7 protein-coding genes are annotated in these 13,722 nt (G+C 37.7%); 2 read left to right on the top strand and 5 right to left on the bottom strand.

Annotated features, from left to right (window positions below; all coding sequences use genetic code 11):
- Positions 1-21 precede the first annotated feature (21 nt).
- Positions 22-732, top strand: a complete 711-nt coding sequence (locus tag BANA01_RS04335; RefSeq protein WP_034672992.1) for a glycosyltransferase family 2 protein — start codon at positions 22-24, stop codon at positions 730-732.
- 154 nt (positions 733-886) lie between these two features.
- On the opposite strand, the gene BANA01_RS04330 is transcribed toward BANA01_RS04335, so the two are convergent.
- Positions 887-2,032, bottom strand: coding sequence for a glycosyltransferase family 4 protein (locus BANA01_RS04330; RefSeq protein ID WP_063251816.1), 1,146 nt, complete (start codon positions 2,030-2,032; stop codon positions 887-889).
- A 195-nt stretch (positions 2,033-2,227) separates the two neighbouring features.
- Here BANA01_RS04330 and BANA01_RS04325 point away from each other — a divergent pair, with 195 nt between their 5' ends.
- Positions 2,228-3,055, top strand: coding sequence for a formate/nitrite transporter family protein (locus BANA01_RS04325; protein WP_063251907.1), 828 nt, complete (start codon positions 2,228-2,230; stop codon positions 3,053-3,055).
- 65 nt (positions 3,056-3,120) lie between these two features.
- On the opposite strand, the gene BANA01_RS04320 is transcribed toward BANA01_RS04325, so the two are convergent.
- From BANA01_RS04320 to BANA01_RS04305, 4 genes are all read right to left on the bottom strand, one after another.
- Positions 3,121-4,071, bottom strand: coding sequence for a ribose-phosphate diphosphokinase (locus tag BANA01_RS04320; protein WP_063251815.1), 951 nt, complete (start codon positions 4,069-4,071; stop codon positions 3,121-3,123).
- Between the two features lie 239 nt (positions 4,072-4,310).
- Positions 4,311-8,147: a hypothetical protein gene (locus tag BANA01_RS04315; RefSeq protein ID WP_063251814.1), complete on the bottom strand. Its 3,837-nt coding sequence runs from the start codon at positions 8,145-8,147 to the stop codon at positions 4,311-4,313.
- Complete coding sequence (locus BANA01_RS04310; protein ID WP_063251813.1) at positions 8,144-10,312, bottom strand: hypothetical protein; 2,169 nt, start codon at positions 10,310-10,312, stop codon at positions 8,144-8,146. The genes BANA01_RS04315 and BANA01_RS04310 overlap by 4 nt, the downstream gene beginning before the upstream one ends.
- A gap of 25 nt (positions 10,313-10,337) precedes the next feature.
- A complete protein-coding gene (locus BANA01_RS04305) occupies positions 10,338-13,697 on the bottom strand; it encodes a tubulin-like doman-containing protein (RefSeq protein ID WP_063251812.1) in 3,360 nt (1,119 codons plus the stop codon).
- Between the last annotated feature and the right edge of the window lie 25 nt (positions 13,698-13,722).

Here is a 13,722-nt window from a genome sequence, read left to right as displayed (position 1 = left end):
CTAATTCGAAAAAAAATGGAGATGATTGAATTGATCACAAGAGAAAAGAATTTGGTCAGTATCATTATCACTAGTTTTAATAGGGAAAAATATATTAAGGATTGTTTAGAGAGTATATTGGCACAAACTTATAGGGATATAGAAATTATTTTAGTAGACGATTGTTCTACTGATAATACATTACAGATATTTAATGAGTTTAAAAGGGAAGCTGTAGAGAAAAGACCTGAAATGGAAAATCGAATCATCTCGATATCACTTCCGAGGAACGTTGGATATGCAGGTCCTCTAACCTTAGGAATGTTCCTCAGTAAGGGTGAGTTTATCGCCATTCAGGATTCGGATGACCTCTCGCATTCAGAGCGGATTGAAAAACAGGTCAGCTATTTAAACGCTAACCCGCAATATGAGCTTGTAGGAACTCTATTTTCGTCATTCTTCAATTACAAAAATGGGAAATTTTACGGCATTCGTCGTCCTGTAAGCTGGATTAAATTCGATGAAGAAATCTATAAAGTTTATCAAAGCGGAGGACATTGCATTTGCCACGGAACAACCCTTTTCCGGGGAGCCGTTTTTGACCGGCTTGGCGGCTTTACAAGAAAATTAGGTAAGGAAGCAGATTTTGAATTTCTTCAAAAATGTATTAATAATGGTGTTAAGGCTAACAACCTCCCGGAAGTGCTATATTACTATAGGAGACATCCTGAACAAATGTCAAGACAAAAATAATGCTGACGTACAAAGGAATTGAAACCAAGAAACAAACAAGTTAGAATTCAACTTGTTTGTTTCTTGGTTTTATTATATATAGAAGAAAAATTGACTTTAAAAGTAAGAAAGAAAGCCACAGACAAACAATGCCTGTGACATTTAATTTTTCATTTTATCCTTCCAGCAGCAGCCGGTAAAGCATTAACTGTCTATCTGCCGTATGCTGCCAGGTAAAATAGTTGCTTACCCGCACGACACTTTCTTTACCCATTTGCTGTATCTTTCTAGGATTGGATAGTAAGTTAATTATGTGTTTGGTCAATTCTTCACGTACATTAGAAGGGTCTATTAACAATCCGGTTATTCCATGGTCGATAATTTCAGGCATACCGCCGGATTTTGTAGCAATGACAGGGGTGCCAGTTGACATCGCTTCTAGATTTACAAGTCCAAAAGCTTCATTTTGGGCAGAAGGAACTACTAGTAAATCTGATATTTGAAACAATTCCTGAACCTTATCATTCGGTATAAAAGAAGTAAAAACAACGTGGTCCTTTACATCTTCAGCCAGATTTCTTAAATAGTCAGAATATGTTTTTTGTTCAGTTGGGCTTCCTGCAATAATTAGACGAATAGAAGGGTCAGCTTTAATGAGATCCGGCATTGCTTCTAAAATATGGTGCACCCCTTTAATTTCAACCAATCTGCCAACATATAGTAGAACTTTATTATTTGAGATACCTAGTTTTTTTCTTAAAATATCTAATTTTGTGGTACTGTCTAGCTGCCACTTAGGTTTAAACTGGTCGGTGTTCACTCCCAAATGATTAACATATATTTTATTTGCATTTCCATTTGTTTTTTCTATTAAATAATTTCTTAAAAATTGACTATTTACAACAATAGCATTTGTTTGATTTAGATAATTTATAAGCAGGTGATCTTTCATGTATGGAGGGGAGATAAATGTTACTGAATGCAGAAAAAGGATAATTTTAGCATCAGGAATTGCCTTACGAATGATTTTTACAAATCTAGGGCGATTCTCAATTTGAATAATATCAGGCTTATCTTGTTGCAGCTGTTCAATTACTTCAGGAATATAGGTTTTGTTATTAAATTGAAACCGATAATAGGTTATATTACCTTGTCTTTCAATGAAGGATTGGTTTTTAGTCTTTTTTCCAAATATAATTACATCTACATCTTTTTGTAGAAGATTGGATGTTTTTTGTACAACTAACTCAACAGAACTGGATTTATTACCAGGGATTGGATAAACACCTGGAGTTATGATCGCTATCTTGAGCCTATCCATCTTATTTCCACTCCTTTCTGAAATCCTTATGTTACTAGCTTACGCACCTGGTTCAGAAAGGTGTAGACAAGTCTTCCAAAATAAAAAAGTTAATGAAATGTTCACAGCATCTTATGCGCTATTGCGTTAAAATAAAGGCGAATATATGTGATGTACTTCACAATCGTAGCAAAAACGAAAGAAGGAAATCTAATCATGTCATTACATAAACCCGATCAAATTCTAGAAATATCAATTAAAAATGGAATTAAAAAGACAAGTTACCCATTACTAACAACCATACTATTAGGGTTCCAGGCAGGTGCATTTATTTCGTTAGGATTCCTTTTATATATCCGCGTCACCGCTCCCTTATCAGAAAGTTTAACCGGACTTAGCGCGATTTTAGGGGCCTCTGTCTTTCCAATCGGACTGATTTTGACATTAATCGCAGGTGGAGAACTTCTAACAGGAAATATGATGGTCGTTCCATTAGCAAAATTTGCGAATAAAATAAAAACAAAACAAGTTTTGCTTAACTGGCTGCTCATCACGATAAGCAATTTTCTTGGTGCGATTTTCGTTGCTTATTTCTTCGGACATATCGTTGGGTTAACAGAAACAGGCGCATACTTAGAGAGTACGATTCATATTGCTGAACATAAAATAAGTGCTTCCTTTCTTCAAGCTTTTGTCTCTGGTATAGGGTGCAACTGGCTTGTGGCTGCGGCTGTATGGTTATCGTATGGCAGCGAAGACATGATTGGTAAAATCGCAGGAATTTGGTTCCCGACCATGGCTTTTGTTGCAATCGGCTTCCAACACGTGGTCGCCAATATGTTTGTTATTCCGGCAGCGATATTTGCTGGACATCTCACATGGATGGATTATTTAAGTAACTTTATTCCTGTTTTCTTAGGTAATGCAGTCGGCGGAGCTCTCTTTATCGGAATGGCGTATTGGTTTGCTTACAAAAAGAAAGAATACACTGTCATTGAAGGGGCTAAAAGAACAGGAATATTAGATAAAAAAATTGGATTATAAACATCGGATATTGATTGAAGAGATAATAAAAGAGCCGCGATTATCACGACTCATTCTTCTTTTACTTATTCAAATAAAGGACTCACTGCTCTTTCATTATGAATTCGGTCAATAGCCTCTGCTAGTAATGGGGCCACAGACAGCATCTTAATTTTATTAATTCTCTTTTCCTCAGTCTGCTCAATCGTGTTCGTTATCACTAATTCCTCAATTGCTGATGATTCAATGTTTTCAACAGCAGATTGTGAGAGAACAGCATGTGTACAGCAAGCATAGACTGTCTTTGCCCCATGCTCTACTAATGCTTTGGCTGCAAAAGTCTGCGTAGCTGCAGTATTAATTAAGTCATCAACAATAATGGCATTTTTCCCTTCTACGTTTCCAATAATCTCCAAAACTTCGGAAACATTAGGTTCAGGTCGACGTCGATCAATGAGGGCAATCGGGGCATTTAAGTACTTGGCCATCTTCCTCGCTCTTCCAACAGCACCGTTATGTGGGGCAACGACAACCACATCCTCAAGTCCCTTTCTCTCAAAGTATTCTGAAAGAATTGGAATTCCAATTAAATGATCTACAGGAATATCAAAAAAGCCCTGTACCTGCGGTGAATGAAAATCCATCGTGAGTATCCTGGTAGCACCTGATTTTTCAAGGAGATTCGCAATTAATTTGGCAGTTATTGGCTCACGTGATCTTGCTTTTCGATCCTGACGTGCATAGCTGTAATAAGGAATAACTACATTAATCATTTTTGCTGATGCTCTTTTTAATGCGTCAATCATAATGAGCAGCTCCATGATATGGTCATTATTCGGGTGTGAAGTGGACTGAACGACATAAACGTCAGAGCCACGCACACTTTCTTCTATATTCACCTGAATTTCTCCATCGCTAAATTGAGTGACCGAGCTCCTTCCAACCTCACAACCTAAATGCTTAGCTATTTCCTTTGCCAAGCTTTGATTTGAATTTAGTGCAAACAATTTAATTCCTTTTTTCAATTGATACGACACTTTATGTCCCCCATGCTTTTGATTATTTACAATTCCTTAACGCCTCATTTACTTATTTTACATGAAATGAAGACATTAGAACAATATTTCATTTAGAGAACTTCAGAACTAATCGTTAGGATGGGACAATTTCTAGTAGGCAGCCTCATTAACATTTAATATAAACCGACTTTATCCGTAATCTTAATAAAAAAAAGAGCTTAGTGTGAACCCTTTTACACTAAGCTCTTTTTATTTAGTTACATTCCAGCCTCATCAGGTACATACAAGTCAAATGGAGTCGCATTGTATGGGAGGATAGATAATTTCTCTTCTATAAGTCGGTAACCCCTGCCATAGGGGTCTTGACCTTTTTCAAGTTGTTCTTTCAACAAATTGGCGTATGGAACTTCTCCGATTTGAGTCATCATGTGGACCTCTACCCATGAGGCAAATCCCTCAAGTTCTTCGAGTTGCAACAGATCCACTTGTAAATTCTCCAATTGCCAAATATGGGTTAATTCATGCGCTAAGGTGGATAGTGTATGGTTTCTCGGTGACCCATTTTCAACTAGAACCTTTAAGTTTCCATCATCATCCATGCTGGCTTTACCGGTCAATCGTGGATTACCTGCCTCTGGTATAAAAGGTAAACCACTCATTTTATGAATTTCATCCATACTTAACACGAATAGCGCTATATCTTCAGGCAAGTTTACTAAATATACATCTTTAAAAAATTGACGTACCTCTCTATAAAGTGGCTCCACTCGTAATACATGGTCGATGGCCGTCTCATTACAAGTAAGGCATCTTTGTCTGCCATCATTTAGGTGAATGACTTGCGCAGCAGCAACAGTTCTGCCACAAAACACGCATTGCGCTTCACTGCTGTTGATCTTCTTTACGATTTCTCCATCTAGCATATGTCCAAGATAGCCTGTTCGAACTTCCCTTAGTTTTTTCCTCGTTATCAACGTATCTAGAACCGTAAAAGTTTCGCTTAAAGCCAATTCCTTAGGATAGTGGTCGTAACCGAAATAAAGATATTCACTACTTCCGTTACTTTCATGTAATAACCAAAATAGATAGTCATTTAACATATCAAAGATTTTTTCCCAATTATGACCAATCGCTTCTAACAAACCAAGGTGCACAGGCGAATCCTCAATAATATATAGTGAGATCCTCCCTTCCTCCTCAAGATAATGATCTACTTGGAATGAAGGAGTAATCAATTGTAAATGTTTAGACTGGGAAACTGACTGGTCAAAGAAGGATTCATCCAAAGCTGGACAAGCCCTCACAAAATGATGAGTATCCGGGAATAAAGATAAAAACAACTCATTCAATAATAAAGCAAGAGTAAACTCAATTTTTCTGGCATTTTCAATTTCCCCCAGTTTTGAACGTATCTCAATCTGCAAAAGATGACCGTTCTCATACTGCCTGGTTATCTGCTCATCTTGATGATAAGAATGGACCTTCATGGATTTTAAGTTTAACATTTCACTCATTTCCACATAACCGTTCATTTTGACACTTACCTCTGCCTGCACCGATCCCATACAGATTTCAAACTGTTCCAATGAAATAGTCTTCTTCTTAAAATTGCGATGCTCTGCCATCTGGCTTATTTTATACTCCGTAATAGGACGGTAGTATTTCTGCTCAAAAATGTGTTCATAGGTAACTTCCACAAATCCATGCTCTATATCGACTTTTTCGATTTTATAAAGTTCGCCATTGAAGGAATGGTATTGGCCAGGCAGATATTGTTGATAGAGATGTCCTTCAAGAATCACAGAAAGACATTGGCCGTTATGGATAATCTGAACAAAACGGACCCCTTTTGGTAAAATCTTTTCCTTAGCTGAATACGGCATCCTGAATCGGGTTTTCTTAACAAAATCTTTTTTAGACCGGTCAAAGGTTACTAGTTCCTCTGATTCAATCGTAAATCGGTATGCTAATTTAGGACCAAAGGCATTCGAGAACAACTCGTGTACACCTTCAACAACCGAGCGATAACAGCTAATTTTCGCTCTACTTAAATAGCTCTCTACTTCCTCTTCCATGATATAAAAATGACATAATCGTTCTAATAGACCATACGCAATGCTCCAGAGTGATTGGGATAAGCGTGGAGCTAAAGGTGCAATGGTCCGATTCGTACTCAAATAGAAATCCAACTGATCTGCTAAGTAATCTCGAAGTAAATATGGAGGGCTCACGATGTGAATGAAGGAAGCCACTTTTCCGGTTCCTTTCCACAAATTTAAACGCCGTACTAAATTATACTGATTATCGCGAATGAAAAAAAGTGTAAAATCATCCACCGGAATCGTAAGGTTACTATCCAGGACCTGAATCATTTTTCCCAAGTGATCCAACGTTTCTAAATCAAACCCAAGATCAAATAAGTGATGCTTCATATCGATCATTTCGTGAATACTTTCCTTAACATTGGTGTATTGCTGGTTGATGAAGTGAACAGGTTCAATATTTGCCTTTAATGCAGGAATCGATAAGACCACTTCTGCTTCTAGTTGACGGTGCGAGAATTTTGGAAGGATCTTTTGCTGAAACCATTTTTCACCTTCATTTTTCCAAACCATATAGTAGAAATTTGGGCTGTTGCCGGGCGGAGCAACGATATCTCTAGGCTCACATTGCAGGATCGATCGGACAGTATGTTCTAGTCCATCATACCACTCTGTTAAAATGATATATTGCGGCTTTTTTCCAATTAGCTCCCTAACATTTAAGTTAAAAGAGTGGATGATGGTGGAATAGGTTGGAAAAAGCTTTTCGGCATGTAACAACAATATACCTTCCATAAGCTTTGTTTTTTCTAACTGCCGTAAGTAGTGCAAAAATCGTTTCTCCTTTAACGTATCCGGCGAAACAATCAATACATCTGGATTCATATTTTGTTCAAGTGCCTCTAAAAAGGTGCTAACCTTCCATAACTGTTCCACCCCTGACACAACCTTAATTCCCTTTGACACCCAGTCTACCGCTTCCATTGCACCATCTTGGCAGTGTGCAATAATTAATACCTTCTTGTTTTTGGCAAGCAATTGATACAACGCTGGAAAGAAATAGGAAGAAAAATCGTTATAATTGACATCTTCAATCATCACATCATGTTCTTGAATGATTTCTGACATCATCGTCGTATAACTTTCATCGATAATCATGTTCTTTTTCTTTAATTCCTCACAAATAGAATGAATAATTAATTGATGTTCTAGGTCTGGCGAGAAATTATGATAGGAAAAATGATTTTTTCGATGATGAAAATGCTCATTCTCTCTTACAATCCCTGACGTAAGCAGTCGGTCTTCCCATATTACCTTGTATTGATCAAATAATTCATCATAGGTTGTTAGTCTTCTAGCAACGGCATCGTTACCAGCAATATAACCTTCACTATAGGAAACCTTTTGCCCATTTAAAAACCAAGCAATCTCCAATAATAGTATAAAAGAGATAATAGGATATGCCGGCAAATAAGAAAGTATTGAAAGTTCGTATACATTTGAAATGATTAGCAGCACCAGAAGAAGCAGTGGGAAAATCGCTGCAATCTTAAAAAAGGTTGATAGATAGGTCCACTCCTTTTTTAAGTAAATCTGGCCCCTGCTTTTAAAATAAACAAGAGAAACGCTGCCCTGTTCCGATAGCTTCGTTTTCGAACGGTTCACAAGCTCTGTCGGATAAAGATAAGAGACAGCCTTTTTTACTATTTTCACAAAGGGTTTCAAAAAACGATTATTTCCAACAGTCTTATTCTGTAGACTTCCTGTGATTTTCCAACACCATTTTAGAGATACTACCGAAAACAACATCGTTAAATTTATCAACAGTTGGATATTCGACAATAGAGAAGGCATTCTTTCTTCAAGAAGTTCTTCATATACACCCGTAATCCACTCATCCAATAGAAGCCAGGATAAGCAGATAAATAATGACACTAATGGAAGGTAAAGTTGTTTATAGCGTTGATTCTCCGAGAAGTTCGCCGTATAGAGAAGAGTGATAAATATTGCTAAAACAACAAAACTTCCTAATACTTCAAGGTATAAGTTCATAGTTTATACACCTTATCTTCTTGGATTCGAATTTGCTCAAGTTCATGAATATAAGTGGTTGGGTATTGTTCGATAGCACTACCGAGATACACTTCAATTCCATTTCCATTTGGCCCCTGTACCCCTAACTGTTGAAACGGAGAATAGATTGGATTCTCGATGATACCTTTTTCAAATTTAATCCCCGGAACCCTTAAATCTTGTTTAGTAGAAAATGATTCTTTATTCATTTGAAGGATATGAAGCAATCGATTTGTCGTCTGGACGAATTCGTCTAGTTTAATAAGGTGGTAGCGGTAAAGAAGATTCTTTTCCTTCTTTTCTTCTCCGATTAGGGATAGTTTTTCGAGATATTTACGTAACGTGAAAAGCTTAAATAAATGGTTTAAGTAGTCATTATAGCGGTGTTGGGCCTCCACTTGCATTTGATAAATGGTCTCGGTATATTCATAGGTTTTTTCTTGAAACTTCCATATTTGTTGATAGGATTTTTGTCTCGTTAAGTAATACCCGATATACGTAACAAGAAGGGTGACAACTAACCCAATACCGTAAAAATAGGCTGTTACCTTAGTAGATTCAAAGGAACCCGACATTTGCAGAAAAGGAATGAAAAGGACCAAAAAAATCAGGGTACTCACCGTCAGAAACTGACGTTGGTTTGGAAGTAGCTGCAGGAGAAAATGCATTTGGTTTTTCGCTTGCGTCACAAAATTTTTCCATTTAGATAGAGCTTCGGATGTGCCAGGGGCCGAATGGATGACATCCCTTTCCATATTACTAATTTTTTTTTGGATGTCTTGTTTATAGTCATTGATTTCAACCCATTCTTCCTCTTCCAAAAAGTCATTCCTTCTTTTTACAGCATGCAATTTTAGAATCGCTTCTCGTGACTTTTTTAGCAGTTCAGTTTCGCGATTCATGAGTATGGTTTCAGCTTTATAAAGCTGATCCTGCCATTGGTCATAGAATTGATAGGTAATTTCTGAATTTTGGGACAGTGGTTGCGAGATTTCTCTTACTTTTTCAATACTTGGTGCCGTATAAGGAGAAAATTCATCGTCTCGAAATCGATTGGTATGAAACTGGTTTTGGAGCAACAATTGGTCCTCTAATTGCCTTTTTGCCTTTAACAAACTCATAAAATAATGATTGAGTAATGTTACCAGCTTCTCAGTTTCTAACGAGATTTGTATCACACTCGTACTTCCCTTTTCCAACCTTTCAACTAGTTTTGGATGTTGGCTAATCGTAAGAAGAAAATAACTAAGTTCCAAAAAACCTTTCATTCTTTCCCGATGAGAATTTTGAATGATTTCCTGACGAATGAGGCGAATATCACCGATTTCACTTTGGATACCAACATGGTACTTCAAACTGCTTGAGAGCTCCCCTGATGGAGTAAAGTTTGTTAAAGAAGGAGTTAACGGCAACGTACGTATTTGCTTAATCTTTTTCTCGAAATCTTCCATGACGATATCTAATTGTTCCTTGGTCATCCATTCATCATGACTCGGCTTCTCTCCACGTAACAACAAATAATCCTTCTTTTTGTCTATCTTTTTAGCTAGGCAGGTCATGACCCGCTCACATTTCATTTCCAATGCCTCCATAAATTCTGCACTTGGTTGGTCTAAGATGATATCTTGAAGCTGAATAGGTTCCCCCCATTCTTCATCAAGCTGTTTAATCTCCTCCTGTATGAAGGCATTACCCACTATTGGCCACCCAGGGCTCTTTTGAAGATAGCCAAAATGGTCAAGTTCCCAATACCGTTTTAACCCTTCTTCTATTGGCGCATAGGTAGAGGTTCTTCTGATCATGTCAATTAAATGTAAAATACTTTGGGAAGGATAGAATCCTTTGTCTTTTAAAGGATCAAGCAGGTCTCTTCTTATTTCCGAAAGGTGCGTTGTGAGTCGTAACTTTTTATTTAATTCATTATCTAAATTCAATAGAATAATTAACTGCCAATCCTTAATTCGGTGACGGTCAAGATGTTCAATCATTCGATCCACTAATGATAAAAAAAGAGGATTAGAGGCCGTGGCCTCCTCCTCCCAGTAAAAGGTTAATTCATTACAATTCTGCAGCTTGTAAAAGAATGGCTCAACTAAATGCCAATCCTCATACTTTTTGCCAAAATGAATCACGATTGAGTGCATCAAAGATCACTCCTTTTTAAACATGCTATACTAAAACTCGTTCTTGATCTAGTGAGTTCAGTTTATTATTAATATCATTCAACCACTTTTGGTACTCTTCTGTATCTTGTGGTGTTCTTTGTCTGACTTCAGATTCCTTCCAAAGCTGATAAATCAAATTTGCTGCTCCCCGTTTTGCCGACTCCGATCTCTTTACCTTTTTGAAGTACTCACAAATCTCTGTTAATAGACATTGTCGTAGACGGTCGGCTCGCTCCGTTAACGAAGGATTGGAGATAAATTCTTGGTCATAAGCCAACACTAAATCTAAGATATTACTAATTCCCTCTTTTCTAACTTTCGATATTTCGACCGCTCCCCTAATGAAATCATGTTCATGAATGTTTCGGTTATTTCTAATTTGTGTTTCTTGTGTTTCTTGGAATCTCTCTAGTATTTCATCATAAATAACAGGATTATGAGGTAATGCTTCATGAAGGTTGAACGTATCTTCTTCCACCTTTTCCCCAAATTTCAATAATAATTTTGTTCCTTGATTTCCACTATATTGATAAACTCTCTTACCGTCAGAGCTGACTAACTGAAGCCAGCCATAGATTACCCCCAGCAATAACGCACGGTCCGTCCGGTTGGTTTCAAGCTCAGCGCGCTCCGGATTTAAGTCTGGCATATACGCAGGAAGATGCCAATTACGGTCTAAGTGCGGGGTTATCGTTCTATTTTCGTCCTCATTTAGCTTACTCACCAACCGATGGTAGGCCTCATAATAAACACCTGGGGGCTTTCCATTTTTTCCAGAGGAAAATTTGGTAAAATCACTGACGGATAATCCATAATGGGCACGATAACAAACAATTTCATTTCGCTTAAAGGCGTCATCTACAATTTGCTTTTCGTTAAATAACTCATTTTGCAACTGCTCCGAGAGTTGGTTAAAACTTTCCGTATGGAGTCCCCAATATTTCAGACTGCGATATTCATTTGTAATCGGAACATATGGTTGTGCCAGTTCTTCTATAGCCTTCATTCTTTTATAAAGATAATCATCTGGGTCCAGCCCTAATCGACCGGCCTCTATTCTGATCGCCTTGGTGATGGATAAATCTAATTTATCATGATGCTTACTCGCCAATTCCTTTCGGCAAAAGTTTAAAACATTTTCCCTAAAAAACACTTCGACCTTGGTTTCTTTATAAAACTCCTCAGCCCCCCGATTGTTTTTCCGCTCGATAAATCTTTTATAGAGACTTTGATAAATCGTCTGAGAGATACTATCTGGCAGGAAACCATGATCAACCGATTGACATATCCGTTCCCACGTTTGCTCCATCATTTCCTTGTTGGCTAAAACATACCTTTTCGTTGGATCACTCACACCATCAAACTTCCTTGCTAATTGATTTATTTCCACCAAGAGAGTTTCTCTTGTTTCAATTAAATGATCAAAGAATCTTTGCCAATCCTCGATCATTTCCTTAATAGATTGATTGAGAGCAGAAAAGACTAGTTCTAACAACATGGAATTTTTATAGCGATTTAGGGTACTCAGCTGATGAGACGCCTTCTCCGTATACTCATCAATAAAATCTTTAAATTGGTTTCGAAACACACTGGAAACAAAGCCCTGTTTTAACGCTTTATCCACACGTCTGACCGCATCATCTACATCACCGTCATTGCGGTCTAAATCATAAATATCTTGATAGCGGTCAATCTGTTCTTTGTATCTGCGATTCTCTTCTTTTAAATGGGAAATCTTCTTTATAAGTTTATTGTGAATACTGTAGAGCAGATATCGCACCCCAACAGGATGGATAGGTGAATCTTTTTTCAAAATCCAGGTATTAAGCTGGAACCTGCTGCCATTCGCCCCATTCGGGGAATGATAATCCGCATCAATAATCTGGTAAACAATAAAATGACTGTATTCATTAATTTTCTTGTTAATTTCTTTGGCAAAGTCTTCTAGAGCGGATTCCATTCGATTAATTTCTTGTTTTGCTCGATCTTTTATTTTCAGTTTTCCTAAATCAAGCACACAATGATCTTCATAATCCTCCTTTAATTCCACATCATCTTTCAGCACTTTTTTTGCATATTCCTCTACCTCAGATAAGAAAATATCGGCTTTCGAAGCGCCTTTTTTACCCTTATCTTCAATTTCATGAACTTGGTAATCGAGCTGACGAAAAAAAGGGTTAGGTTTTTCTTGGTCATTTACAATTTGCTCAAAGTACTTAACATAAAGCTCTCTTATTTTTGGTTTTTCATTATGAATCCCGTTTCTTAAGTCATCGTCATGCCTCTTATTTTCATCATTAAATAACTTATCTAAGCGGAGCCAAGAGTCATCTAATCCACTAACCGACCATTTTAGTGCACAATAGTCTACAATCTCTTCATAAGGATACGTTAAAGAAGCAACACCAGCACCGCAGTACCGTGCCTGGCCGTTTGATTCTACCAAACTTCTTATTTGGTTATCCTCCTGTGAAAAGCTTCTTGCTGAAATCGGGCTAAAGAGTTGGAGATAAACGGACCGTGCCACCTGGTCTATATACTCTGAGACGTTAGTTAAATGCTGCCCTTTTGTGTTTTCATAATCAAATAGAAAGCAAAAATCATAAGGCAAATGTTTATCTGTAATTGCATGTGCTGTTCTGCCCTCTAAATCAATTTGATTCGGTCGATACTCGAGCTCAATCGTCACATTTTGTTTATGATTACCCGAAGCGCTTAAGCTTATGGCGTTCAATTCTTTCAAGCTAGCGTAACCATTCCCTTGGACCGCTTCCCACTCCGTTTGGTCCACTGTATTACTTCTCACTAATATATCCGGTAGTAAAAAGACGCCGCGAATCAGTACACTTTCCGAGTTTAGCTTTCTCTCTAGCATTTCTCGCAGATAAAGAGCGATTTGCAGAAAAATCCCTGAACCAGTACCGCCCACTAAGGAACTAATAATAATTACTCGGACATTGTACGACTCAGCATGGCTGTCGACAGGAAAAATTCGTTCAATTCCATCCCACATCGCATTTAATTTCCCTTGAGACATCGCCGAACGAAAGGCAAGTCTCGATACCGCTCGGACTTGACCAGCTCCATCAGTCATCGTTTTTCGTTTAATTTGGGGATTATTCGGAAACCACTTTAATACCTCTGGATTCGCCTGAAGATATTCATTTACCGAATGGCTCGTGCTTGTTTGTGTAGCACTGTTTCTTAAGTGCTCTAATTTTGAAATGCTATTCGCATCGGTGTCAAACGCATGGATCGCGACTCTGCCTCGCTGTTTTGGGGGAACACGACCATATACCATATTCGCAATATTACTCCCGATTCCGCCTAGACCGATTAATATGGTTGGAACATTAAAGTTCATCTAGTTACCACCTCTTAAAGTACTT

It is taken from the genome of Neobacillus niacini NBRC 15566, assembly GCF_001591505.1.
In the GTDB taxonomy this organism is placed as follows: domain Bacteria; phylum Bacillota; class Bacilli; order Bacillales; family Cytobacillaceae; genus Neobacillus; species Neobacillus niacini.
The sequence above is the reverse complement of the archived record's forward strand: the minus strand, read 5'-3'. Positions and strand labels throughout refer to the sequence as shown.